Annotated in this window: 25 protein-coding genes, 1 CRISPR repeat array and 1 riboswitch; of the genes, 2 read left to right on the forward strand and 23 right to left on the reverse strand. The window is 46.6% G+C overall.

The window, feature by feature from the left end:
* Positions 1-134: 134 nt before the first annotated feature.
* The 21 genes from atpA to prfA form a co-directional block, all read right to left on the reverse strand.
* Entirely contained in the window at positions 135-1649 is a 1515-nt protein-coding gene (atpA, locus tag ACR32F_RS29530; protein ID WP_440113575.1) for a F0F1 ATP synthase subunit alpha, read from the reverse strand.
* 16 nt (positions 1650-1665) lie between these two features.
* Positions 1666-2214 (reverse strand): F0F1 ATP synthase subunit delta, encoded by a 549-nt coding sequence (locus ACR32F_RS29535; protein WP_440113578.1) that lies wholly within the window; start codon positions 2212-2214, stop codon positions 1666-1668.
* Entirely contained in the window at positions 2211-2699 is a 489-nt protein-coding gene (atpF, locus tag ACR32F_RS29540) for a F0F1 ATP synthase subunit B (protein WP_440113581.1), read from the reverse strand. Before atpF ends, ACR32F_RS29535 begins: the two co-directional genes overlap by 4 nt.
* A gap of 115 nt (positions 2700-2814) precedes the next feature.
* Complete coding sequence (gene atpE / locus ACR32F_RS29545; RefSeq protein WP_017691934.1) at positions 2815-3039, reverse strand: F0F1 ATP synthase subunit C; 225 nt, start codon at positions 3037-3039, stop codon at positions 2815-2817.
* A 77-nt stretch (positions 3040-3116) separates the two neighbouring features.
* A complete protein-coding gene (atpB, locus tag ACR32F_RS29550) occupies positions 3117-3935 on the reverse strand; it encodes a F0F1 ATP synthase subunit A (RefSeq protein WP_440113586.1) in 819 nt (272 codons plus the stop codon).
* A 45-nt stretch (positions 3936-3980) separates the two neighbouring features.
* Positions 3981-4358 carry an ATP synthase subunit I gene (locus ACR32F_RS29555; RefSeq protein ID WP_440113589.1) on the reverse strand — a complete coding sequence of 126 codons (378 nt, stop codon included), beginning with the start codon at positions 4356-4358 and terminating at the stop codon, positions 3981-3983.
* Positions 4351-4605 (reverse strand): AtpZ/AtpI family protein, encoded by a 255-nt coding sequence (locus tag ACR32F_RS29560; protein ID WP_145324430.1) that lies wholly within the window; start codon positions 4603-4605, stop codon positions 4351-4353. The genes ACR32F_RS29555 and ACR32F_RS29560 overlap by 8 nt, the downstream gene beginning before the upstream one ends.
* Positions 4606-4790: 185 nt before the next feature.
* Positions 4791-5948 (reverse strand): non-hydrolyzing UDP-N-acetylglucosamine 2-epimerase, encoded by a 1158-nt coding sequence (wecB, locus tag ACR32F_RS29565; protein ID WP_440113592.1) that lies wholly within the window; start codon positions 5946-5948, stop codon positions 4791-4793.
* Positions 5949-6003: 55 nt separating this feature from the next.
* A complete protein-coding gene (gene upp, locus ACR32F_RS29570; protein ID WP_440113595.1) occupies positions 6004-6633 on the reverse strand; it encodes a uracil phosphoribosyltransferase in 630 nt (209 codons plus the stop codon).
* A 424-nt stretch (positions 6634-7057) separates the two neighbouring features.
* Entirely contained in the window at positions 7058-8305 is a 1248-nt protein-coding gene (gene glyA, locus ACR32F_RS29575; RefSeq protein ID WP_440113598.1) for a serine hydroxymethyltransferase, read from the reverse strand.
* A gap of 263 nt (positions 8306-8568) precedes the next feature.
* The gene (locus tag ACR32F_RS29580; protein ID WP_440113600.1) at positions 8569-9165 is read right to left on the reverse strand and encodes a TIGR01440 family protein; all 597 of its coding nucleotides are present in this window, start codon (positions 9163-9165) and stop codon (positions 8569-8571) included.
* A 138-nt stretch (positions 9166-9303) separates the two neighbouring features.
* Positions 9304-9385: riboswitch (ZMP/ZTP riboswitch) on the reverse strand.
* Positions 9386-9492: 107 nt separating this feature from the next.
* Positions 9493-10065: a low molecular weight protein arginine phosphatase gene (locus ACR32F_RS29585; RefSeq protein WP_440113603.1), complete on the reverse strand. Its 573-nt coding sequence runs from the start codon at positions 10063-10065 to the stop codon at positions 9493-9495.
* Positions 10066-10143: 78 nt separating this feature from the next.
* A complete protein-coding gene (locus ACR32F_RS29590; RefSeq protein ID WP_440113606.1) occupies positions 10144-10704 on the reverse strand; it encodes a manganese efflux pump MntP in 561 nt (186 codons plus the stop codon).
* 146 nt (positions 10705-10850) lie between these two features.
* On the reverse strand, positions 10851-11363 hold the full coding sequence (locus ACR32F_RS29595) for a hypothetical protein (RefSeq protein ID WP_440113609.1): 513 nt from the start codon (positions 11361-11363) through the stop codon (positions 10851-10853).
* Positions 11335-12282, reverse strand: a complete 948-nt coding sequence (locus ACR32F_RS29600) for a HipA domain-containing protein (protein WP_440113612.1) — start codon at positions 12280-12282, stop codon at positions 11335-11337. Before ACR32F_RS29600 ends, ACR32F_RS29595 begins: the two co-directional genes overlap by 29 nt.
* Before the next feature lie 114 nt (positions 12283-12396).
* Entirely contained in the window at positions 12397-13554 is a 1158-nt protein-coding gene (locus ACR32F_RS29605) for an L-threonylcarbamoyladenylate synthase (RefSeq protein WP_440120053.1), read from the reverse strand.
* A 270-nt stretch (positions 13555-13824) separates the two neighbouring features.
* The gene (spoIIR, locus tag ACR32F_RS29610; RefSeq protein WP_440113615.1) at positions 13825-14487 is read right to left on the reverse strand and encodes a stage II sporulation protein R; all 663 of its coding nucleotides are present in this window, start codon (positions 14485-14487) and stop codon (positions 13825-13827) included.
* A gap of 252 nt (positions 14488-14739) precedes the next feature.
* Positions 14740-15963, reverse strand: a complete 1224-nt coding sequence (locus tag ACR32F_RS29615) for an FtsW/RodA/SpoVE family cell cycle protein (RefSeq protein WP_440113618.1) — start codon at positions 15961-15963, stop codon at positions 14740-14742.
* A 307-nt stretch (positions 15964-16270) separates the two neighbouring features.
* Positions 16271-17491 (reverse strand): FtsW/RodA/SpoVE family cell cycle protein, encoded by a 1221-nt coding sequence (locus tag ACR32F_RS29620; protein WP_440113621.1) that lies wholly within the window; start codon positions 17489-17491, stop codon positions 16271-16273.
* A gap of 85 nt (positions 17492-17576) precedes the next feature.
* A complete protein-coding gene (gene prmC, locus ACR32F_RS29625; protein ID WP_440120054.1) occupies positions 17577-18461 on the reverse strand; it encodes a peptide chain release factor N(5)-glutamine methyltransferase in 885 nt (294 codons plus the stop codon).
* Between the two features lie 25 nt (positions 18462-18486).
* The gene (gene prfA, locus ACR32F_RS29630; protein ID WP_440113623.1) at positions 18487-19554 is read right to left on the reverse strand and encodes a peptide chain release factor 1; all 1068 of its coding nucleotides are present in this window, start codon (positions 19552-19554) and stop codon (positions 18487-18489) included.
* A gap of 523 nt (positions 19555-20077) precedes the next feature.
* Here prfA and ACR32F_RS29635 point away from each other — a divergent pair.
* Positions 20078-20932, forward strand: a complete 855-nt coding sequence (locus ACR32F_RS29635) for a carbon-nitrogen hydrolase family protein (protein WP_440113626.1) — start codon at positions 20078-20080, stop codon at positions 20930-20932.
* Positions 20933-21138: 206 nt separating this feature from the next.
* Here the strand turns inward: ACR32F_RS29635 and ychF are convergent, their stop codons facing one another.
* A complete protein-coding gene (ychF, locus tag ACR32F_RS29640) occupies positions 21139-22239 on the reverse strand; it encodes a redox-regulated ATPase YchF (RefSeq protein ID WP_440113629.1) in 1101 nt (366 codons plus the stop codon).
* 162 nt (positions 22240-22401) lie between these two features.
* Entirely contained in the window at positions 22402-22728 is a 327-nt protein-coding gene (locus ACR32F_RS29645) for a GNAT family N-acetyltransferase (protein WP_440113631.1), read from the reverse strand.
* Between the two features lie 179 nt (positions 22729-22907).
* Here ACR32F_RS29645 and ACR32F_RS29650 point away from each other — a divergent pair, with 179 nt between their 5' ends.
* The gene (locus ACR32F_RS29650) at positions 22908-23399 is read left to right on the forward strand and encodes a hypothetical protein (protein ID WP_440113634.1); all 492 of its coding nucleotides are present in this window, start codon (positions 22908-22910) and stop codon (positions 23397-23399) included.
* 259 nt (positions 23400-23658) lie between these two features.
* Positions 23659-25183: a CRISPR direct-repeat array (repeat unit 33 nt; unit sequence ATTTCAATCCACGCACTCCATACGGAGTGCGAC).
* The last annotated feature ends 139 nt before the right edge of the window (positions 25184-25322 follow it).

Consider the following 25322-nt stretch of genomic DNA (forward strand, 5'->3'; position numbering starts at 1 on the left):
AACTACTTCGTAAGCATAATCTTTACTTTGGCGGAGCCAAAGCTTACTTCATAAAGCATAACCTTACTTTGACGATGTCAACGTTTGGCATGCAGACAAGCGGAATCGGTAAACAACTCCGCATCTGCAATTATTTATTTAGAGACAGCAAAGCTCTTTCTGAACTTCTCGATGGCGCCCTTCAGAGCATTCTCATTGTCTGCCGTCAATTCTTTTGTATCACGGATGGATTGAAGAATCTCTGGATGAGTGCTCTCCATGAACGCAAGGAACTCACCTTCAAAACGAGTCACATCACCTGTAGGGATTTCATCCAGGAAACCTTTAACCGCTGTGTACAAGCTGACTACCTGTTGTTCTACAGGCAGAGGCTGGTTTACACCTTGTTTCAGGATTTCCATCATACGAGCACCACGATTCAGGCGGGCCTGAGTCGCTTTATCCAGATCGGAACCAAACTGGGAGAACGCTTGAAGCTCACGATATTGAGCGAGGTCGAGACGCAGGGAACCTGCAACCTTTTTCATCGCTTTGATCTGAGCAGAACCACCAACACGGGATACGGAAATACCTACGTTAATCGCTGGACGTTGTCCAGCATTGAATAGGTCAGCTTCCAGGAAGATTTGTCCGTCCGTGATGGAGATTACGTTCGTCGGAATGTAAGCAGATACGTCGGAAGCTTGTGTTTCAATAAACGGAAGTGCGGTTAAAGAACCACCACCCAGTTCATCATTCAGCTTCGCAGCACGCTCCAGCAAACGGGAGTGCAAGTAGAAGACGTCACCCGGATAAGCCTCACGGCCCGGAGGACGACGAAGCAACAAGGAAAGCTCACGGTAAGCGGAAGCTTGTTTCGTCAAGTCATCATAGACAACGAGAACGTGCTCACCTTTGTACATGAAGTACTCACCCATCGAACAACCGGAATACGGTGCGATGTACAAGAGCGGTGATGGATCGGATGCTGCTGCAGTTACAACAATCGTGTACTCCATTGCGCCTTTACGACGAAGGGTTTCCACAACTTGCGCAACCGTAGATTGTTTTTGACCGATAGCAACATAGATACATTTCATGCCGCTGCCTTTTTGGTTCAGGATCGCATCAATCGCTATGGATGTTTTACCTGTTTGACGGTCACCGATGATCAACTCACGTTGTCCACGGCCGATTGGAACCATTGCATCAATCGCTTTGATCCCTGTTTGCATTGGCTCATGAACCGATTTACGATCCATTACGCCTGGTGCTTTACCTTCAACCGGACGGAATTCCGTTGTAGCGATTGGCCCTTTGCCATCCACCGGAATACCGAGTGGGTTCACAACGCGTCCAATCAATGCTTCGCCAACAGGCACTTGCATAATTTGACCTGTACGTTTAACTTGGTCGCCTTCACGAATATCGTAATAAGGTCCCAGGATAACGACACCGACGTTGCTTTCTTCCACGTTCATGGCGAGTCCCATAACACCGCTTGGGAATTCAACCAACTCATTGGACATGACATTCTCAAGTCCGTATACACGAGCGATACCATCACCGACCTCAATAACCGTCCCGACTTCGACTACATCGATATCAGTCTTGTATTGTTCGATTTGGCTCTTTATTAATGTACTGATTTCTTCTGGCTTGATACTCAAGTGTCCTCACCCCAATCTACTGTACTCGTCTGTTAAAAGACTGCTCAAGACGTTCGAGCTTGCCAGCCAAGCTGCCGTCATAGATCGTATCGCCAATGGCGACTTTCAATCCGCCCAGCAGAGTCGGATCAACAATGTTCTCGATACGAATCTTTTTATTGACACGGCCACCGAATTCACGGGCTACCGCTTCTTTTTCTACATCATTCAATGCATAAGTTGAGTAAACGCGCGCATCAGCTATGCCGAGCGACTCGCCTTGGATCTTCCGATAATCATTCAGCAATTCTTCCAGCAATTCAACGCGTCCGCGCTCAATCAAGAGCAGGACGGTGCGAAGGACAGGCTCGGACACCTTGCCATCGAGGCTTGAGTGTAGGACGTTCTGCTTCGCTTCATCAGAGATGTTCGGAGATACGATAAACTTTTCGATATCAGCATCCCCGGTCAATGCACTAACAACCGCACGCAGTTCCTGTTCAACCTCAAGTACCTGCTGTTGCTGAAGAGCAACTTCGAACAATGCTTTCGCATAACGCTTGGCAACTATCGTATCGCGGCTCATTGTCGGCCTCCTACCTCATTGAGGTATTGGTTCACAAGTTCCTCTTGTGCAGGACCGTTCTCAACTTCTTTTTTAATCAATTTGGAAGCGATTTGTACGGAAGCAGTACCCAGTTCGCTGCGAAGCGCTGCAACTGCTTTGTTCTTTTCACTCTGGATCTCACGTACAGCATCGTCTTTGAGACGATTAGCTTCTGCTTTCGCATCTGCCAGGATGGATTCAGCCTGTTTTCCACCTGTTTGTTTGGACTGTTCAATGATGTCGTAAGCATCTTTGCGCGCTTGCTCCAGTGCTTGTTTTTGTTCCTCCACATAGGCAATGGCCTGATCCCGAGTCTGTGCAGCCTCATTCATCTGCATCATCACGAGTTCACGACGTTTTTCCATAATGGAGAACAAAGGACCGAAGGCGTAACGGCTAAGCAGCCAATATAAAATTAAAAATGCAACCATCGCAAGAATCGTATTTTCCCATATGAAACTCAATCTGTTCACTCCTTCCTGGAGGTATCCTTGAAACCATCATCCGCGTGTGCGGACATTACCTAAAAAGAAGGCGCGGATGGCTATGGCCTTCCCCGCCAAACCTGTATCAATTTAATTAAGCCATACCGTAGAACATGAACGCGAGTACCACACCGATGATCGGCAATACTTCGATCAGACCTACACCGATAAACATTGTTGTTTGAAGAGTGGATTTTGCTTCCGGTTGACGGGCAATACCTTCCACCGTTTTGCTGATTACCATACCGTTACCAATACCTGCGCCAAACGCGCCCAGTCCTGCAACAATTGCTGCTGCGATTAATGCCATTGCTCCCATTTGTATATCCTCCTTAAAATTATAAATCGAATTTTTATTGTTCAGCCTAGTGAAGAAATCTTCGTAGGACTTGAAACTTAATGTTCATCATGCGTCTCGATGCTCTGTGAAATGTACACCATCATCAAGATTACAAATACAAATGCCTGGATTGCACCGATAAAGATACTAAAGCCCTGCCAAGCTACGAGCAACGGAATCGCTGCAATGGCGCCAAACACTTTGAACGTGGTCAGCTTCAGGATCGTTGTAATCAATACCTCGCCCGCGAAAATATTCGCGAACAAACGCATTCCGTGTGTCAGCAGCTTGGATGCCGTCTCAATCAGGTTGATCGGCAAGAACAAGGCAAACGGTTTAAAATAGTGCTGGAGATATCCTCTTGTGTTGCGGAACAATCCGAGTCCATGAGATACCAGGAATGCTACCAGTGCCAGTCCCATTGTAACAGACAAGTCGGCTGTTGGTGATTTCCACCACGCTAGTTCAACGTGCGGATGTGCTTCAGGGTCCTTGGCATGCGCTTTTTCAAATGCCTCCACCGCTGTAACGATCGGCTGACCGAACACCTGCGCATGTTCTGCGCTATCCACTGCGGTTACCGCCTGAAATGGAAGACCCAACATGTTACCTACAAAAATGAACATAATCATCGAAAGAGCGAGAGAAATAAAATGTTTCCCTTTCTTCATGTCCATCGTGCTGGAAATCAGATTGCGGACGAATTCTACTGCCCACTCCATAAAATTTTGCAGCTTGCCGGGATTTTCAACGGATAATCTCCGTGTTGCCAGTACAGCAAAGATAAAAACAAGTGCACCTGTTACAACCAGCATCAACAGAACCGATAGATCCAGTCGAAATCCGCCAAGCATAATAATTGGAGCTTCATGCATATTTTTCTCACCCCTTTCTCGACTTGAAAGCTGCAGCACCTAACATCATTCTGCTCTGCGGGAATAGATGATCCCTATAATCAGTAAGGAAAATTGTGCAATAACCAGCCCGCCTGCAACCGCATATGTATTGAAGTATTGCGGATAGCGCATCGATATGAATATACCGAGCACAGCAAGTGCTGCTCTTGTCAAAAATCCCAGGTTCACACGCTTCAAGTTACCTTCTGCCGCGTCATCAGACATTTTCCTTACTTTGAAGCCCAGGTAAAATGCATTGATCCAGCTAATTCCTGTACCCAGGGCTAGTCCCAAAGCAATTGTCTCCACACGTGGCATAAAGGCCGCTGCGAGAAAACAAACCATAAGAAAGTACATGATGAAAACAGTCATCGATCTGCGGTATCTGGTTAGTTCACTCATCACTTTCCCCCATGACTTTTTTCGCGATAAAGTAGATGCTTACGCCGCCTGCCGCCAAGAAAAAGAGAACGCTTACGGCGATCCATATTCCGTTACCCCCAATGGTCTTGTCCAACCAGGAGCCAGCGTAATATCCGGCAACAGCGAGAATGGCAATCTCGATCCCAAATGCTGTCACGAGTCCCATCGCTTTCCACACGTTATCGTCATGGTTACGGGATGAATTTGGTTTGTTCGAATCGGCCATTTTCCACGCCACCCTTGCAATCCCAGTTAATTTTACTGAATGATGAGAGCCTTTGTCAATTGAATGATTTTAGCGTTTTAAAGGGGGAAACGACGGGAGTATAGACCATTAGAGCCCATAAACCCGCGTAAACCGTACAGTTTAACTGTATGCTTGCCCTTTATAAATCCGTCAGAAAAAATGAATTATTTTTTGAATTTTCTGTGAAATGATTCCGGACGTTCACTATTCACACCAAAATGGTGCAAAATCGCATTGACAATCCTCTCTGAAGCATGTCCATCTCCGTAAGGATTGGCAGCTTGACTCATGCTTGCATACAGTGTTTCGTCTGTAAGCAGAGCTCTGGTCCGCTCATACACACGTTCCTCTTCGGTACCCACCAGCTCCAATGTTCCAGCCTCGATTCCCTCTGGACGCTCTGTTGTATCCCGCAGAACGAGAACAGGCACACCAAACGAAGGCGCTTCTTCTTGCAAACCGCCTGAATCAGTCAGAATCAAGTGAGTGTGCGGGTAGAAGTTATGCAAATCCACTACGTCTAGTGGATCAATTAGTTTAATCCGGGGATGATCCCCCAAAATCGCGTGAGCCGGCTCCTTCACAGCAGGACTTGGATGCACCGGGTACACGATGGCAATATCCTCAAACTCGTCGGCAATCCGTTTGACGGCCTGGAAAATGTTACGGTGAGGCTCGCCTTGGGATTCACGGCGGTGGGCTGTCATCAGCACAAGACGTTTGCCCTGTGCCCATTCAAGTACCGGATGTGTGTAATCCTGCCGTACTGTATATTGAAACACATCTGTTACCGTGTTGCCTGTGACATACGTACTAGACTCTGATTTATTTTCTTTGGCAAGGTTCGAAGAAGACCAGTCGGTAGGTGCAAAATGCAAATCAGCGAGTACACCGGTCAACTGACGGTTCATCTCTTCCGGATACGGAGACAGCTTGTTCCACGTCCGAAGCCCTGCTTCCACATGCCCTACCTGAATCTGCTGTAGGAACGCAGCATAGCTGGCTACAAACGTTGTCAGTGTGTCACCGTGAACCAGCACGATATCCGGTTTTGCTTCACGCAGAACCGGCTCCAGACCTTCCAGCACACGTATTGTAATTTCATTCAACGTCTGGCGTTCTTTCATGACATCCAGATCATAATCGGGATGGATATTAAATACTTCAAGAACCTGATCCAGCATTTGACGGTGCTGCGCAGTAACGCAGACGATGGATTCAATCGATTCGGGATGTTTCTGCAATTCCAAAATAAGCGGAGCCATCTTGATGGCTTCCGGGCGTACCCCGAATATCGTCATAACTTTAATTTTGTTGGACATTCAAGCAAAGCCCCTTTTCTATAAGTTCCGAACCTCTTACAAGCATGCAATATGCTTATTTAGTGCCGTATAGACGGTCTCCTGCATCTCCCAGCCCTGGCACGATATAACCGTGATCATCAAGACGGTCGTCCAATGCAGCCACGTAGATATCCACATCTGGATGCGCTTCCTGTACTGCCTTCACGCCTTCCGGTGCTGCAACAAGGTTCATCATTTTAATCTGGGTACAGCCGCGTTTTTTCAACACGTCAATGGCAGCAATGGCAGAACCGCCAGTTGCCAGCATGGGGTCGATGACAATCAACTGACGCTCTGTAACGTCCGTAGGCAGCTTTGTATAGTATTCAACAGGTTGCAGTGTTTCCGGGTCACGGAACAGACCTACATGTCCAACTTTGGCTGCTGGCAGCAATTTCACAACGCCATCCAGCATTCCGAGTCCTGCACGCAAAATCGGCACCAGTCCGAGCATACGTCCGGAAATGACTTTGCCTTGTGTTGCAGCTACAGGTGTCTGTACATCGATAGACTCCAGCTCAACATCTCTTGTAATCTCATAAGCCATCAACGTTGCTACTTCATCCACCAATTCACGAAAATCTTTCGTATTCGTACGCATGTCGCGTATAAACGTCAGTTTGTGTTGAATCAAAGGGTGATCACATATTACTAATTTTCCCATCTAATTTGTCCCTCCGGTAAGTTCTTCATGTTCAGCATTTCCAAATATGCCTAATCATCATTCATAGGCCCGATAAATCCTGTATATTATATCATCACCTACAACGAATTACACCATCAAAGGGCACCCAATCATTACAGAAAAACGAATCCTACAAAAAAAGGACCGGAAAATGAGTCATCCGGTCCTTTTTGCTCATGCTGTTATGTCGTTGAGAACATGAAAATGATGAATACAATGGCACTCCGCCAACAGAATGATCCTTCGATCGCTGTTATCCCCGGATTTTTTTGAACCACCTTAATAAGGGTAAAATCCGGGGATAAAGGCGAACGCTTCGCTTCTGTGGTCTCATTCTGTCTGCTTCGTTTTTTTGTATCCCATTTTAAGAACACTCAAATACAAACAGCATGAGCAATCTTTTTTAGTATTTAAGGTCGGTGTAGAGCGGGAATTGATCAGTCAGTGCAGTCACTTCTGCACGGGCTTCATCCAGCTTCGCCGTATCTTTTGGATTTTTCAGCGTTTTGGCAATGATCTTACCAATGGCTACCATCGCTTCTTCGTTCATACCACGGGAAGTGGCAGCAGGCGTACCAATTCGGATACCACTCGTTACAAACGGGCTGGTAGGGTCGAATGGAATTGCATTTTTGTTCACGGTAATGCCGATAGAATCGAGTACATGCTCGGCTTCCTTACCTGTAATGTTCACGCTGCGTGTGTCGATCAGCATCAAGTGGTTGTCTGTACCGCCGGATACAATGTTCAATCCTTCAGCAACCAGTGTTTCAGCCAGAACCTGTGCATTTTTCACCACATTTTGTGCATATGTTTTGAACGAAGGTTGCAAAGCTTCACCGAACGCTACTGCTTTGGAAGCAATAACGTGCATCAGAGGTCCACCTTGGGAACCTGGGAATACGGCTTTATCAATAGCTGCTGCCCATGCTTTGCGGCACAGAATCATACCACCACGAGGTCCACGCAGCGTTTTGTGTGTTGTTGTTGTTACGAAGTGAGCATGCGGAACCGGGCTAGGATGTAAACCAGCAGCAACCAATCCTGCGATGTGAGCCATGTCCACCATGAACAAAGCGCCTACATCATTAGCGATGGAAGCAAGCTTTTCAAAATCAATGGTACGCGGATATGCACTTGCACCTGCAACGATCATACGAGGACGGTGCTTAAAAGCCGCTTTGCGAACTTCATCATAATCAATCAGGAACGTATCTTCCTGTACACCATATGCCACGAAATTGTACAGCAAGCCGGATGCATTCACCGGACTCCCGTGTGTAAGGTGTCCACCATGCGCAAGGTTCATACCCAGTACGGTATCACCAGGTTTCAGTGCCGCAAGATATACCGCCATATTGGCTTGTGCGCCGGAGTGAGGTTGAACATTCACATGCTCTGCTCCAAACAGTTCCTTCGCACGATCGCGTGCGATATCTTCAACAATATCAACATGCTCACAACCACCATAGTAACGTTTGCCTGGATATCCTTCAGCGTACTTATTGGTGAGTACAGATCCCATTGCCTCAATAACTGCTTCACTTACGATGTTCTCAGATGCGATCAGCTCAATGTTGTTCTGTTGACGTTTCAATTCAAGATTCATCGCTTCCAGTACTGCCGGGTCATTCTTGCGCAATTGTTCCATGATTAAATTCCTCCCAGTTTATAAGTGAAGTTATAAAGCGAATAAAAGAGATTACACCCTAAACTCCGAGTTCAGCACCATCTTCCGAACGCTGTTATCCACGGATTTTTTTCTAATACCCTTAATAATGGGGAATCCGATGATAAAGGCGAAGCCCCTATGCTTTCTTTCAGAAAGCTTTTGGCTTTGCTTCTTCAGATTGGTGTTGCACTCTCCGTTTTTGTGTAAAAAATTAGTTGCGCTTTATATAGGTTGAATAAAAATTACTCACAAAATGTCGAATCTGGTTGTTGTTCATCATTACGATACACCGCGCGTTCGCCGCCAATTAACTTCGGACGAGTCAACGCCGTGGTCACACGGGCATCCCCAATGTAGCGGAGCGCTGTACGAAATGGTACAGCTACATGCCGAAGGTGCATGCCAATCATCGTCTCCCCAATATCCAGACCCGCATGGGCCTGCACATGTTCAGCCAGGCATGGATCGGTCAGCGAAAGATACGCTGCGGATGCCATTGAACCACCTGCCTTGGGCACGGGTACTGCGCCAACCTCAGTCAAACCAAGACGTGTAAGCACAGAACGCTCCATGACCAGCGCACGGTTCAGATGCTCACAGCATTGGAATACAGTCTCAAAACCAAACTCCTGCTGCACCTCGCGTATACCCGCAAGAAGCTGCTGCGCCACTTCAATTGCACCACTCGTACCAATCCGTTGGCCTGCGACTTCACTTGTACTTGTACCGATCACAACGATCTGTCCAGGCCCAAGCTGTCCAGCAAGCGCCAGTTCACGCAGAACGGATGCGGTCTGTTCATGCAATCCGGGTTGTTCCGAATCTAACTCTATAGTCACCCTATCGCCTCCCGATAAAATCATGCCCGGCTTTCTCTTGGCTGTCTTCGTATTCTTGCACGGCATTTCAGGTACTATTATAGCGAATAATCAGATGAAAGACGAAAAAAAGAGCAGTCTGCGGGTAACGCAGAATTGCTCTTTTGCCCAGGCGACCGGCCGTTTGTTCCGGTGCTCCATCGTGGTTATGCCCACTTCGTCGCCAGTTACACCGGATCCCTGTTTTCCCTTTCATCATAAAACAACCTGCGTTTAAAATCAACGGGTAATTTACAGCGCGCGTCTTCTTTTTTATACCATTTCACTTTTACCCTGGAGCGCTCTCTATTATTCTAGCTTGTCCAAGAGGCGGTCGAGTGCTGTACGAATCTCTGCAGCGGCGATATTATAGTCATCACGGCTGCCTCCAAACGGATCGGAGATATCAAAACTGGGGATGCGTTGCCGGATTTCAATCGCCCGCTCACGTTCCGATGCCAGGATTTCCTGACCAAGAGCACGTTTCATTTCCATCGTAGCGAACAGGCTGTCCAGTTCCTGAAGATCATTCAATACCTGCTCGTCATTTTCAACATACTCTTTCAGTGTATAGGTCTTGTGGACAGAATCAGGAAAAACCTGCATAACATGCTGTTTATGACTCTGTGTCAACGTAAGGATCAGATCCGCCCAGCCCACTAAATTCGCGCTAAGCATCGTCGAATGCGGCGGTCCCTCAACGTTATGATCTCTCAGAACGTCCTCCGCATGACGGGAAATCGGCATACCCGTCGTTGCTGCTACTCCTGCGGAACGAACGTGCACCTGAATGCCGCGTTCAGACGCCAATTTACGTAATAGCCCCTCCGCCATGGGGCTGCGGCAAGTATTCCCTGTACATACAAATAAAATATGTTTCATTGTGGTAGCCTCCCCATTTTGCAAATGTTTGTCGAAATAACTGAAATAGCACAAGGCTGGAATAGTTCGAATCGTATTTTAAAATATAAACAAAAGTCCAAAGGCAAGCAAGATCGCTCCGCCTATTGCTTCACCATAATCACCCATATTCTGGCTCACGCGCCGTCCTAACAACAGACCCATAACGGACATTGCACCTCCAAACACCCCGAACGCCAGCACAGTTAGTACCAGATTACTACTGAACATCCCAAGAGAAACGCCAACGGAGAACGAATCCACACTGACACTGAGTGAGTACAGAATCACACCGAGCAGAGAACGATGATCCACCATTTTGGTGTCTCCCTCACGGAAAGCGTTCAAAATCATATGGGCACCCAGCAGAACAAGCAACCCACCTGCCGCATACGTGGTAATATCACCAAGCAGGGAACTGACGTATTTCCCCGTATACATGCCGATAAGCGGCATGATGATGTGGAACAGAGCCGTTACAACACTGATCCGCAATACGTCTCGCAGACGAATGCCCTTCATGCCGATCCCAATTCCGAGTGAGAAAGCATCTAGGCCAAGAGCGACGGCCATAATCAAAATGGTTACCAACTGCCCTACATGGGCAGACACATCCCACATCCCCATACCCCCAAGTCACGTAAAGGTTCTTGTACACGATATGCGGACAAGGACCTAAACATGACCGGGGGAATAACTTTCAGAACTGGATAATCTACATCCCTAATAACCAATTCAAACTCATTTATTTGTGCTACAGCAACTGCTTACTCAACCCATTTAATAGCCAGTTCTTCCCTAGGTTCCTCAAAATCTTCAAAATCTTTGACCTTTTTAATAGGGTCTTGTAGTGTCGACTTCGCAGCCAAATCATTAAAATGCTCAAAAGCAGCATGATAAGCGTTCATATTCTCGAATGAATCATCCAACCTGTCACTCATCCAATAAAAATCGTTTAAACTTATAGCATTTGTCTTCTTTGCGATTTCCCAAGAGTCATACGTGGACAAACCCAGCGATTCAAGTATTTGATTCGCTCCTTGACGTTCCTTCGGGAAAACACGATCACTTAGCCAGAGTTTAATGTCTGCTTGGCTTGGCTGTTTATCCTTGTCAATATAGAGCTCTCCCGACCTAGAGTGAATGAGTTTATAAAGTCCAAAAGGGTACCCCGCATCCCCTAATTTTCCTGCCTCAACTGTTGGCGTATATTTTTTCCCATCCAATGAAAATTCTCCAATAACAACATTTTTATATCTGAGAAAATAACCGTTGGACATGTTTATACCTCCTAGCGACAAACTGCTTAATAAATTCTGCTCTGTTCACTGACATCAAGGGAGCATATTTATCGATTATAGCAACAACCTCTTCTGTCGAAATTCTGAGATTAATTCCCTGAAGGCTATCTTTATCCACTAAATCCAAAGCCCCACTCAGATTGGTAAAAGGCTTACCTATTGAAAATCCTAAAATTTCTTGGTCATCGTTAACGATATCAGAGTTACTAAACTCAGAACAAAATGCAAGACCATGATCAAACAACGGTGCAAAAGAAAATTTCTCTGCTTTTCTATCCACTATGAATCCAAAATTTTTCTTATGTCGATCTGTGTTATGAATAATGTAATCAAATACAATCATCTGATCTATATTTTTCTTCCCACCATCTAAGCCTTCTGTCGTTAGTTCATTATATAACTCTTTCCCCTTTTTTCCTGTAATCACATCACAGCTAGCAAATTCCTGATGTGGGAGCTTGAAGGACTGACTAACACTCACCAGAACTTTGTGATGATCTGCAAGAAGTCTTTCAAAAGAATTCCCTTGATATTGTCCCTTTGGTCTTTCGGATAATTGCTCAATCTCTTCTTCCGGGAGAAACAAGTGTAAATCCACAATCCAAAGTTTATAATGAACCACATTAAAACCTAATAACTCACCTATCTCACACGCTATCTTTTCTGACATAGGTTGATCTATGGAGAAGAAGGCACCTCTGCTATATCCAGACTTTACGTACAGAAGCCCTGATTTATCATGATGTATATTAAACTTTCTTAGTACGCCTAGAGAAGAAGGTGTTGAAGCTTGTATTTGTGTTGTCCTAGACTGCGGTATAGAAACATCAGCAATATGAAAATCACCTAAGAGGTATTCGCCATATTTCTTTATACCCGAACTCACTATAGAATTCAAAAGAATCCCCCCTCCTCTTGGGTTATAAACGTGTTAAAAAAGCCCTTTCCAGACCCTGATAAACGAAAGACAGCTACACTTCATAGAATGATGAGCGACCCTTGGGAGGCAGGGTTATCGGTCACTGACCTGTATGAGTCGGTGACCTGCCGCCTTGAGCAGCCGATTCATGACGGCTGCTCCCAGCCCTTCGCGTGAGCAGGCTTCAGCCACAATATATGTGGCGCCTTGCTCATCGCAGCTGCGCAGCGCGGCGTATAGCCGGCGCGCTGCTTCTTCCAGCTCGCTGGCTTCGCCCAGCGAGAACACGGCATCGGCGCGGTACTGCTCCGCGTGCTCGGCGAACGCCAGCACAGCGGTGCGCTCTCCGCGCTGCGCCGCCTCCTCGAGGGCGGCGCTGATCCAGGCCGCCACCGCTGCGGGCGGCCCCTCTACCACGCACAGCGCACCTGTGGGCGCGTAGTGCGTGTACTTCATGCCCGGCGAGCGCGGCGCCGGGCTACCCACGCCATCGGACCCTTCGGCGAGCAACGCCGGGTCCGTGGCGACACGGGCGGCAACGGCGGACAGCTGTTCCGCCGTAATGCCGCCAGGGCGCAGGATGGTGACGGTACCGTCGTCACCGACCTGCACAACCGTGGACTCGACGCCCACCCCGGTGGGGCCGCCGTCCACGATGCCGCCGATGCGGCCAGCCAGATCCTCACGCACATGTGCCGCGAGTGTCGGGCTTGGCCGCCCGGAACGGTTGGCGCTCGGCGCAGCTACAGGGCATTCCGCCGCCGCAATCAACTGCAAGGCCACCGGATGGTCCGGCATGCGCACGGCCACCGTATCCAAACCGGCGGTAACACGCAGGGATACCGCCCCCGGCCTAACCGGCAGAACCAGCGTTAGCGGCCCCGGCCAGAAGGCCGTCATCAGCGCCTCCGCTGTGGCATTCACTTCCGTGACCAGTGAATCCAGCTGGTCCCGATGCGCAATATGCACAATCAGTGGATTGTCCGAAGGACGCCCTTTGGCTACGAATACAGCTTCTACCGCTGCTGTACTGCGGGCATCTGCTCCAAGACCGTATACCGTCTCGGTGGGGAATGCTACGGTCTGACCTTGACGAATGCAGGCTGCCGCAGCCTGCAAGTCAGCGAGCGCCTGCTGGCAGGCGCTCCCTTTTGCCACATCATCCATGTTCTCATTAGCTACCAGTACATTGACATCCCACATATGCGTAACCAGTTGCCCTGTACTCCCATCCATCCCCATGCCTTTCATGGAAGACTGATGCAAATGTTTATTTTCTCTATTCATATATCCATCATTCCTAAACTTCAATAGGGTAGTTAGTGCAAATATCGCTGCCGCGATACCTTATTTCGCTTTTATCATCTCATTCTTATAATTATAACATATCTAATCTGCCCGAGGCTGTGGTTCGTTTCTCCCCAAAGGCTAATGTAACGGAATCTCAACCAAAATTCATCCAAAGACAAAAGGGCACTCCCCTAATCGAAGTCCCCAGACATAATGAACTATAGCAGTATGTTATGCAAACAATCCGGTCACCCAGTCCCACAATTTTACCGCCATATCCCACAGGAAGAAACGCGCCTCCGGGGTTGCATCCTGCACCAATGCCTCTGCATCTCCTGGCTCCGCATCAACTGCTGCCGATGCTGTTACAGGCTTCGCCAGTGCATCCCCTGTACCGGCATCAATGAAGCACAATGGAGGAAACAGCACACACCACCAGTTTTGACCTTCACCTTTTCCCAGTGTTATCCGCACTGCTTCATAATCTCCAGCGGGATATACGGTACCTCCATATAGTTTGGTAGGAAACGGCACAACGCCGAGTTCTACCTGATACGAATAGTTTAATCCACGGCTGGCAAGCTCTTCTCCCACACGATCCTCAATTTCAGACAAATGCTCGCGGATCACACTGCGCGCTTCGTCCAGACTTTGTGGATTCTTAAGTTCGGTTACCCATTGATCCATCTGAGCAACGACCGCGTCGCGAATCTCGCGTTTCACCAGCTGATCTCCTGCTCCATCCGAATTGGCCAGAATACGCAAACGAATGGATTGTTCCGGAATCGCTGTAGCAGCCACAGCCGCATCGGTTTTCTGACCTTCCCACATCATAATAATCATCATAAGACATACTATAATAAGTCCAATTTGTTTCACGATTCGTCTGTTCATTCCATTCTCCCCCTCGGCTTCCCTGATCATGTTTCTGTAACTCTCTCATGTCTATCAGTATGCCCGGTAGAGACGGAAGTAAACCTAGTACACTCCATAAATCTAGCAAAACGTTTCTATCATTTTATTTTTTTGCCCGCCCACACAATAAAAAAAGCCAATCCTCTCCTCATCCAAGGGAAGATCAGCATGCAAACCATTAACAGTCCATCCAAGTTAATATGCCTACTCAAAGTTTAAGAACATCATCGATTATACCGTTGTCTTTTCCTTTTTGACCCAATTCAATACACGTTCCTGTAAGCTCGGCCGCTGTTGTTCTCCAAGCAGAAGTTCGTCCTCATCTTCCTCACCATACAATTTGATGCTCATGACCAACCCGACACAGGTCATATTAATAAGCAACGAGGTACCTCCATAGCTGATAAACGGCAGCGTAATCCCCGTAAGTGGCATCAGCCCGAGGAAAGCCCCTATATTTTCAAACACTTGATATAACAGCATGCCAATAATTCCTACAATTACGATAGGCCCTGCCCGATCTCTGCATTGCAAAGCGATTAGTACCATACGATGGATGAGAATAAAGTACAATAAGAGCAGCACAGACGCACCTACAAATCCAAACTCCTCGGCAATGACCACAAAGATGGAATCCGAATAAGTATACGGTACACGCCCGGATTGAACGGATGTGCCCTGCATGTAGCCTTTACCGGTTATTCCGCCCGAGCCTATCGCGAGACCCGCATTTTTTGTATGCCAGGAAGCTTTTGACGTTGCTTTATCTGGGACAAGCCAGGGATCAATCCGCTCGGCCCAATGCTCACGGTTCGCCTTTTTCAGAAAGGTAAAGATCTCATCGTGGTATGACGTATAAGCTTTGACACAACCAAAAAAGGATACCCCCACAATGACAAGCGCAATAAGTGCGTGCGACCACTTGATATTTCCAATCCATAACACAGCGACCAGAATTACAATGTATCCGAGGGCATTCCCGAGGTCATTCTGAGCCATTACGAGCGCAAAAGGAACAAACGTCCATAAGCCGATGGGCACAATATCCTTCCAGAAGCGAAGCGTAGACTTATTTCTTTTGACCAATATATGCGCCAGAAACAGAATCAAGATCATTTTGAACAACTCTGCCGGTTGAAAAGAAAGATATTCGTTAATCTTGATCCAGCCATTCGCATTATTGATAGTGCCACCAACAAAGTTGACGAGGATCAGCAGGATGATCCCAATCCCGTAAATATAAAACGCATATCGGATATATAGTTTATAATTGACCAACCCAACACCAATGACAGCTACGAATCCAATCACATAAAACAATAACGTTTTGATATGATGATTGCCCATTCTCGGATCGAACTGAATGCCACTATACACCGTAAACACACTCATGACCATAAGCAGCAACAACACAAACAGAATAACCCCGTCCATCTTCTTCAGCATTCTCAGCATGTTCCCATATCCCCCAGAGGCGTAAATAACCCGATAGTTATTTCCAGCAGTCTTCAATATTACCATTACCATTGTATAGAATCAAAAGACAAAATGGAATTCTTGTCCTTGTACCCCTTAAAATATAATACTCGACAAGAAAACAGGATTTTAAGGATCAGATCATGAGTATCCATTCGGTATAAAAAAACGAAAAACCCTGGAATTCACAGGTCATTCTTGCTCTGATCTGTGAATTCCAGGGTTACATTATATCAATCACCTTATATATGATCTTGGCAGTGCCTTGATCTTTCGTTCCAACAAACTATTGCTCTTGCTGTGTGGATTTACGTCTGAACAGCTTCATGAACAGTTCCGTAATGCTCGGTTGTTCCCCGGAACCAAGGATGTCCTCGTTCTCTTCCGTATGAACCTTGATGCTCATCACAAGCCCCATACTAATCATATTGAGCACTAGTGAGGTTCCTCCATAGCTGATGAACGGGAGCGTAATCCCTGTCAGTGGCATCAAACCAATAAACGGTCCAATATTGACGAAAATCTGGTACAGCAGCATCGCAATAATGCCGACGATCAGATACGGCCCGGCCCTGTCCTTACATTCCAGCGCAATCAGCACCAACCTGTGAATGAGGATAAAGTACAACAACAGCAGTACCGACGCTCCTACAAAACCGAATTCCTCTCCAATCTGTACAAAGATGGAATCCGCATAAGCGAGTGGTACCCGATTGGACTGAATTGTCGTGCCCTCCATGTATCCTTTACCGCTAATCCCCCCAGAACCTATTGCGAGTTTCGCGTTGTAGGTCTGCCAGAGCACGTCCCTGGATGTCTGATCCGGCACCAGCCACGGATCGAATCGCTCGGCCCAGTGGGCTCGGCCGATATCATTCAGAAATTTAACAATTTCATCGTGGTAGTGGATGTAGGCCTGAGTTCCACCAATGAAAGCAGCAACAGCGATCACAAAACCGATCAGGGCATGCGAAAATTTCACATTACCGATCCAGAGTAATCCCACAAGAATAACGACATAACTAAGTGCGTTCCCCAAGTCATTTTGCAACAATACCAGGAGTAAAGGCGGGAGAACACATAGCGATATAGGAATGACATCGCGTCCAAAGCGTAACGATTGATTTCTCTTTCTTGTCAGAAGACCTGTTAGAAATACAATCAGGCATAGCTTGAACAATTCAGCAGGCTGCAAGCTGACTCCGAATATGGATAGCCAACCTTTCGCGCCATAATACTCTTTACCAAAGAACATAACGAAAATGAGCAGCAGCATACCCACGCCATAAATATATAAATAATTTTTGACAATAAACTTATAGTTGATCATCGACATGACAAAAAAGATGATAAAACCCAAAATATAAAAAACAACAGCATTGGTAGGGTAACTTTCCCACTTCGTCCGACCGAAGGTCGTACTGTAAATCGACAAAATACTAATAGCCATCAATACAAGCAATATGAAAACAATCGAGTAATCTATTTTTTTGAATTTATGCAGCATGTAGTCCTGTTCCTCCAAGCATTCAGCAATCTTCGGTATATCTCATTGTAGAGGATTTCACGGCAAAAAGAAAACCCGCAGAACCTTACATTTTCGTCACCTGTTCCGAAGTGCGAACACCCAGTACATGCCTTTCAATACCTGCCAGGTCCGGCACGATGATAATCTCTGGCCAATGTCCCGCCGATTCAAGCAAATCCGCAATGTCGCGAGCTTGTCCTTGCCCCAGTTCAAAACCGATGACCCGTGGCGGTGCGGGCAGCAGTGCCAGCTGCTCCAGCATGATGCGGTACGGCGCGAGCCCGTCCGGACCGCCATCCAGTGCCATGCGCGGCTCATGATCGCGCACCTCTTGCTGTAACCCGGCGATATCCGCCGCCGGGATGTAAGGCGGGTTGGACACCAGGATGTCCACCCGTGCCCCGGCGAACGGGGCCAGCAGATCGCCTTCACGGAAGTCGATCTGTACCCCGTTCGCGGCCGCGTTCCGCGCGGCCACTTGCAGGGCAGCCGCCGAGATATCCCCGGCGCCAACCTGCCAGCGCGGGCGCTGCGAGGCCATCGTCACCGCGATGGCGCCGCTGCCCGTGCCAATGTCGACGGCGAGCGGAGCGCCGCCGGGAAACACGCGGTCGGCTTCGCGCAGCACAGCCTCGACCAGCAGCTCGGTCTCCGGCCGCGGAATCAGCACGGCCGGCGTGACCTCGAACGGCAGCCCGTAGAATTCCTGGCTGCCGATAATGTATTGCGCCGGCTCACCCGCAGCCTTGCGCGTGACGGCGTCTTCCCAGCGGCTGCGATGCTCGCTGGGGAAAGGCTCCGGCTGCATCATGTAGTACGCGGCCCCTTCGAGGCCGAGTACATGCTCCAGCAGCAGCCGAGCATTATTTTGCGGCTCATACACGCCGCACTTCTCCAAAAAAGAGGAAGCCTCCACGAAGGCTTCCCGACAGCTCTGTTCCGGCGTCATGACAAACTGCGCGCGGCTCACAGCATTATTCTCCTCTATCCATCATATCGGTCTGCTCAGCAATCGTCAGTGCAGACAAGATATCTTCAATCTCCCCGTTCATCACCTGGTCCAGCTTATGCATCGTCAATCCGATGCGGTGATCTGTCACACGGCTTTGAGGGAAGTTATAGGTACGAATCCGCTCACTGCGGTCACCTGTACCGACTTTGCTCTTCCGCTCAACCGAAATTTTTGCTTCTTCTTCCTGACGCATCATATCGAAGATCCGGGTACGTAGTACTTGCAATGCTTTTTCCTTATTCGAGTTCTGGGATTTACCATCCTGACACGTTGCTACAATTCCCGTTGGAACGTGGGTTACCCGTACAGCAGATTTCGTCGTATTAACGGATTGTCCACCAGCACCGCTGGAACAGAACGTGTCCACACGGATGTCTTTATCATGGATTTCGATATCGAAATCTTCGGCTTCAGGCATCACCGCTACCGTCGAAGTAGACGTATGAATCCGTCCACCGGATTCAGTTGTCGGGATACGTTGCACACGGTGTGCGCCGCTTTCGTATTTCATTTTGCTATACGCCCCACGCCCGTTGATGAGGAAAATAACCTCTTTGAATCCGCCCACATCATTCGTATTGGCATCCATCAGTTCCACGCGCCAGCCTTGATTATCAGCATAACGTGTGTACATCCGGTACAGATCCGCTGCAAACAACGCCGCTTCATCTCCACCAGCCGCACCGCGAATTTCCACGATCACGTTTTTATCGTCATTCGGATCTTTTGGTAGCATCAGCACACGAATCAGATCATCCAGTTCTTTCTTGCGCGCGCTCAGTTCATCAATTTCCATTTTGACCATTTCGCGCATCTCGTCGTCCAGTTTCTCTCCCTGCATCTCCTTCGCAGCTTCGAGATCCTGACTTACCTGCTTATACTCATTGTATGCTTCATACGTAGGTTGCAGATCGGATTGTTCCTTTGAATATTCCCGCAGCTTTTTGTTATCACTTGCTACATCCGGGTCACACAGTAACTCGCTAAGTTTGTCATAACGATCGGCTAACGCCTGTAATTTATCCAACATATATAGTCACCTCATGCTTTATTTTGTCCATTCACATATCGTTTTCAATAATTATTCCGGTTTCATTATTCATAACATCTATAATCTATATTCCACAACGCACAGGATTCTCATCGAATCCCCTGACCGCAGCATGTATTCACATTCATGTATGATCGACGTATAACATCGCTACAACGTCATCAAATCCTTTACTTTTAAAGTGATATAAAGAAATCGCGTGCCCTGTATGAAACCCGCTTCAACTCATCTAGTCGAGCGCGAAATTCAACGTGGGTATACAACTCTTGATTATAGCATATTCTTATGATTCTGAATAGTAACTGTTCCGCAGTCGGAAGAACTAACTTTTATACTGCGATTTCATCTCCCTTCACTCATTGCCATCCTGCTCATGGATTAGCCTGCCGGAAATGATTGTAACAAATAGATAATTCAAGTTTCTTTCTGATGTTGTAAAATATATTCAAGGGACCCTATAATCAATAGTTTTGATATTTTATATTAGGAGGGAATGGATGATATGAACTTAACACCAGATGTTTTTCCAACAGAAAAATTAAAGATTGCTTTAGCACAGTGTTCTTCGATCGACGGAAATATTGAAGAAAACGTTAATAGGGCTTATGAGATGATTGAAGAAGCTGGAAAAGAGCATGCCGATATTATCATGTTTCCAGAAAAATATCTGACGGGGTATGTGCCAGAAATAGTAGAATCCAATTTAACTGAATATACGCTTTCCATTAATGATGCGAGGATTGAAAAGTTGCGTCAAGCATGCGAAAAGTACGGCATTTGGTCAATAATTGGAACCCCTGTAAGAAGAGGTGAGGATGTTTTCATATCTTCAATCATAATAGATTCAAATGGAAATGAAGTAGGCGTTTATGACAAGTCCCATTTATTTCAAACCGAAAAGAAAATTTTTTCAACCAATAATGAGCAGGTCATCATCAAATTAAAGGGCTGGAATATTGGGATGGCCATCTGTTATGACGCAGGTTTCCCTGAACATTCTCGTCTTTTAGCACAAAATGGCTGTCATTTTTATATGGGTAGCTCTCTTTTTAGTAAAGGAATGGGGTACAAAGAGTCACGAGTATGGTTTCCTGCGCGCGCTCTGGATAATACTATATTCACAGCGATGTGTAATCACGTTGGAACAACTGGAGTTTGGGATACGTGTGGACATAGCGGTATATGGAACCCTCTAGGTGATAATATAATTGATGCCTCGCAAGACAACGTTGAATTGCTGATAGCTGAATTAGACCCCGATCTTCTTAATCAAGCTAGAAATGGCGAACGAATGCTTGCAGATTCGTTTGATATAAATAAAGAACACTATTCTTTCAAGACTATTATTGGTAACTAAAGTACGAAACTCCCTCCATGCGCTGTTTGAAGATGAGAGCATAGTTCGGGATAACCAAACCTTACAGTAAACCTCGTATGAATTGAAACGTACATACGTACATTACGATTGGAATGGTTCCATATATCGAAAACAATAACCCTACAATCTTCACGAGAAGATCGTAGGGTTATTGTTATTGAATATATATATAAGTGTAGAACAACCTATACGTTGAAACGGAAGTGCATAACATCGCCGTCATTTACAACATACTCTTTACCTTCAAGGCGAAGTTGTCCACGCTCTTTGGCACCGTTCATGGAACCGGCAGCAACCAGGTCATTATAAGAAACAACCTCTGCCCGGATGAATCCACGCTCGAAGTCCGTGTGAATAACACCCGCTGCACCAGGTGCTTTCGTTCCCTGACGGATCGTCCATGCGCGTACTTCCTGTACACCTGCTGTGAAATACGTGTATAGACCCAGCAATTTGTAAGCGGCTTTGATCAACAGATTCAGACCGGAATCCTCGATACCGAGTTCTTCCAGGAACATTTGTTTATCTTCGCCTTCCAGCTCGGCGATCTCTTCTTCAACCTTCGCACTGATCGGCACAACTTCTGCGTTTTCAGCAGCTGCGAATTCTCTTACTTTTTGCACATAGGCATTGTTCGCCACATCGCCGATTTCGTCCTCAGCTACATTCGCTGCGTACAGAACAGGCTTCAGGGTAAGCAAGTGCAGATCGCGTACGATCAGACGCTCGTCATCCGTAAGCTCCATGCTACGTGCTGGCATATCTTCGTACAGAACGGCTTTCACTCTCTCCAGTACTTCCACTTCCTGAGCGGATTGCTTGTTACCGCCCTTCAAGTTTTTCCGAGAACGATCGATTTTTTTCTCCACACTCTCGATATCTGCCAGAATCAGCTCCAGATTAATCGTCTGGATGTCGCTTACCGGGTCAATTTTCCCATCTACGTGTGTGATGTTCTCGTCTACAAAGCAGCGTACCACGTGTACAATTGCATCAACTTCACGAATGTGAGCAAGGAACTTGTTACCAAGACCTTCGCCTTTGCTCGCACCACGAACAAGACCTGCGATATCTACAAACTCAAACGCCGTTGGCACCGTTTTCTTTGGTACAACGAGTTCTGTCAATTTGTCCAAACGCTCATCGGGTACTTCAACGATCCCCACGTTCGGGTCAATCGTACAGAACGGATAGTTTGCCGATTCGGCACCTGCTTGTGTAATTGCATTAAACAACGTAGATTTGCCGACGTTCGGCAAGCCCACAATCCCTGCTTTCAAAGCCATGTATATGACAACTCCTCATTCATTACTTGTTCGGTATGGATAATCCTATTCATTATATATGACAAGCCCCGGTGCATCAAGGAAGTTCGCCAATTCGATCTAAAGCGTAATCCGTTTCCGTTACAGACGCCTCCGGCAACATCCTCTATGATCCGTTTGTTTTTATCTTTGCAACTCCTTGTACATCGTCAGATCGGTTACCTCATATCCCATCTTGCGATACAGGCTGCTCGCCCGCACATTATGTCCAAACACATGCAAACCAATGCGATCCACCCCAAGACTCAAAGCTTTCTGCTCAAGCGCCTCCATCGTCTCGGTACCATATCCCTTGCCACGATGCACTTCTTCAACCACAATATCCAACAAAAATGCATCCTTACCCCGACGATTATCCGTAACGTTGAACCAAATGTACCCCACGTTTCCGTCCACCTCATGCACCACATTGTAGATGTAGTTTCCCCGTGTGTTCAGTCCTTCTGGCAAAGAGTGAGCCTAGAAACCTTTTGGTTTCCACTCTCCACCTTCCTTTAATTGCCAACTTTAGAGTGTTACTTAATTATAACGTTCCTCCCTAAGCCTAACCCTTTTTTTGAAAAAAAATGATTTTTATTGAAACAACAAAACTTTTTCACCGTCTAAATAGGAGAGGAAAGAGGTGGATAATGATTTTGAAAAAATATTATTTGGGGTTTCTTGCTCTTTTTATTCTTTTTAGTTATCCATTACAAATACCAAATCAATCTTCCACATCAAGTGTAGAAGGAGGTTCTTCCACAATGGACAGTAAACAAAGTCCTTTTACGGTTACGCTTTCCCTACCTCAAAAAGTTAAGGTCAATGAGGAATTTTCAATTAAAGCTAGTTTGAAAAAAGAAACCCTATCCAATTTGGAAATTTCGAGTAGAACACGACTGTTTACTTATGTAATCAAGGATGAGAGTGGGAATCAGATCAATTCTTATTCTGTTAAAGATGGAGGAAGCGCTTTTATTTTAAGCGGTAAAAGCAATATTTCGGAAGATTACACTTATAAGATCAATAAATCGGGCACTTACGATGTCTCGGCAGTTGCTGAATTTTCGATTATGGATAATGGAAATAGTAAAGATGTGAAAATTACAGAAACTAAAAAGCTGGAGGTTAAAGAAAGTTGAATCGGGGTTCTGCGAATGCCGCGCGGACTGGCCTAACCGGAGCAACTTGATCTTTTCGTTTCGTATCCGGAATTGCGTTCCTGGAATAGAATAGGGCGCCGCGTATCCTATTTATCGATACTGCGGCGCTTTGCTATGTTTGGGCTTTTGAACGTGCCGGTTGCAAATTTTTTAGTTCAAGCAGCCGACAGTGATGGAGACAAACATCTGTTTCAGTACGGAAATGAAGTAAAAAAACATGATTTTTATGGGGGGATGGATTTCAATCCACGTACTCCATACGGAGTCCGACTCGTTGACGAAGCATTAACTGACGGATACGCGTTAATTTCAATCCACGCACTCCATAGGGAGTGCGACTTAATTCGAATGTGCAGACAAAGCGCCAGGTAAAATTTCAATCCACGCACTCCATACGGAGTGCGACACGACGACGAAGCCGTCACTAATGGCGGGACTCAAATTTCAATCCACGCACTCCATACGGAGTGCGACGTCAGTAATGCCAGTCCAATGGCATATGTCAAAATTTCAATCCACGCACTCCATACGGAGTGCGACATACCACGAGCGCCCAAGTCAGCATGAGTGTTTTCATTTCAATCCACGCACTCCATACGGAGTGCGACTCTGTTCTGGATCCAAACAATGATGATAATGTATAATTTCAATCCACGCACTCCATACGGAGTGCGACCCGATGACATATGTTCGCGCCAAAGCCGATGTACGATTTCAATCCACGCACTCCATACGGAGTGCGACCCATCACGCATACAGCAACGTCATCCCTGATCGGGATTTCAATCCACGCACTCCATACGGAGTGCGACTCTCTCAAAAGGCAAGAAAAGTCCAAAGGACGATATTTCAATCCACGCACTCCATACGGAGTGCGACCAGACATTACAAACGTTTCTTGGAGGTACTGATCATTTCAATCCACGCACTCCATACGGAGTGCGACGACGCAACAGCAGGGAGAGCATATTTGCTCATGATATTTCAATCCACGCACTCCATACGGAGTGCGACGATGAACATAACCACAAATCTCTTTGCTACACATGAATTTCAATCCACGCACTCCATACGGAGTGCGACAGGATCTATCTCGACCTGTCGGTTTGCCATGCTTTATTTCAATCCACGCACTCCATACGGAGTGCGACCGCTCTCCAAAAAGCAGAGGGCAAGCGCGAAGCAGGATTTCAATCCACGCACTCCATACGGAGTGCGACCACAAAGGGCCTAAACACAAAGATCCAATCATCAAGATTTCAATCCACGCACTCCATACGGAGTGCGACTTAACATTCTTCCATACTTGCCCGATCTTGTCCGAATTTCAATCCACGCACTCCATACGGAGTGCGACCTGTAATATAAACAGATAAAATGATAAAATTATTATTTCAATCCACGCACTCCATACGGAGTGCGACCAATTTCGGATGAGTTTATTATATATCGCTACACATTTCAATCCACGCACTCCATACGGAGTGCGACGGGGTTTTCCCCTCCTAAACAATAAGGAGAGTGATTATTTCAATCCACGCACTCCATACGGAGTGCGACTGTAGCGCGTTGCTCACTGGTGCAACGATACTTATTTCAATCCACGCACTCCATACGGAGTGCGACTTTAAAACCAAGCTTGATTACATTACTTTCGTGCAATTTCAATCCACGCACTCCATACGGAGTGCGACACGAGCAAATATACTCTAGTGTTCGGCTGATTGTTTATTTCAATCCACGCACTCCATACGGAGTGCGACAGCGAAAACAAACGTAATAAAGTCATAAAAATTTAGAAATCATCACGTATTACCAATAATTATAACAAATCATATCTACATTTGTGATAAAAAATAGCCTAAATTGAACATTGGTGTTGCCAAAAGGTCACGAAAAGGA

The organism is Paenibacillus hebaui, assembly GCF_051934385.1.
GTDB lineage: Bacteria > Bacillota > Bacilli > Paenibacillales > Paenibacillaceae > Paenibacillus.

Bases quoted from the DNA above. Each gene is read 5' to 3' on its own strand.
- ACR32F_RS29620 (WP_440113621.1), bottom strand. From the start codon at position 17,491: ATGCTGCATAAATTCAAAAAAATAGATTACTCGATTGTTTTCATATTG.
- ACR32F_RS29535 (WP_440113578.1), bottom strand. From the start codon at position 2,214: ATGAGCCGCGATACGATAGTTGCCAAGCGTTATGCGAAAGCATTGTTC.
- wecB (WP_440113592.1), bottom strand. From the start codon at position 5,948: ATGTCCAACAAAATTAAAGTTATGACGATATTCGGGGTACGCCCGGAA.
- prmC (WP_440120054.1), bottom strand. From the start codon at position 18,461: ATGACGCCGGAACAGAGCTGTCGGGAAGCCTTCGTGGAGGCTTCCTCT.
- upp (WP_440113595.1), bottom strand. From the start codon at position 6,633: ATGGGAAAATTAGTAATATGTGATCACCCTTTGATTCAACACAAACTG.
- glyA (WP_440113598.1), bottom strand. From the start codon at position 8,305: ATGGAACAATTGCGCAAGAATGACCCGGCAGTACTGGAAGCGATGAAT.
- spoIIR (WP_440113615.1), bottom strand. From the start codon at position 14,487: ATGAACAGACGAATCGTGAAACAAATTGGACTTATTATAGTATGTCTT.
- atpB (WP_440113586.1), bottom strand. From the start codon at position 3,935: ATGCATGAAGCTCCAATTATTATGCTTGGCGGATTTCGACTGGATCTA.
- prfA (WP_440113623.1), bottom strand. From the start codon at position 19,554: ATGTTGGATAAATTACAGGCGTTAGCCGATCGTTATGACAAACTTAGC.
- ACR32F_RS29595 (WP_440113609.1), bottom strand. From the start codon at position 11,363: ATGTCCAACGGTTATTTTCTCAGATATAAAAATGTTGTTATTGGAGAA.
- ACR32F_RS29560 (WP_145324430.1), bottom strand. From the start codon at position 4,605: ATGGCCGATTCGAACAAACCAAATTCATCCCGTAACCATGACGATAAC.
- ACR32F_RS29635 (WP_440113626.1), top strand. From the start codon at position 20,078: ATGAACTTAACACCAGATGTTTTTCCAACAGAAAAATTAAAGATTGCT.
- ychF (WP_440113629.1), bottom strand. From the start codon at position 22,239: ATGGCTTTGAAAGCAGGGATTGTGGGCTTGCCGAACGTCGGCAAATCT.
- atpE (WP_017691934.1), bottom strand. From the start codon at position 3,039: ATGGGAGCAATGGCATTAATCGCAGCAGCAATTGTTGCAGGACTGGGC.
- ACR32F_RS29615 (WP_440113618.1), bottom strand. From the start codon at position 15,963: ATGCTGAGAATGCTGAAGAAGATGGACGGGGTTATTCTGTTTGTGTTG.
- ACR32F_RS29590 (WP_440113606.1), bottom strand. From the start codon at position 10,704: ATGTGGGATGTGTCTGCCCATGTAGGGCAGTTGGTAACCATTTTGATT.
- ACR32F_RS29605 (WP_440120053.1), bottom strand. From the start codon at position 13,554: ATGAAAGGCATGGGGATGGATGGGAGTACAGGGCAACTGGTTACGCAT.
- ACR32F_RS29585 (WP_440113603.1), bottom strand. From the start codon at position 10,065: ATGAAACATATTTTATTTGTATGTACAGGGAATACTTGCCGCAGCCCC.
- ACR32F_RS29650 (WP_440113634.1), top strand. From the start codon at position 22,908: ATGATTTTGAAAAAATATTATTTGGGGTTTCTTGCTCTTTTTATTCTT.
- ACR32F_RS29555 (WP_440113589.1), bottom strand. From the start codon at position 4,358: ATGAGTGAACTAACCAGATACCGCAGATCGATGACTGTTTTCATCATG.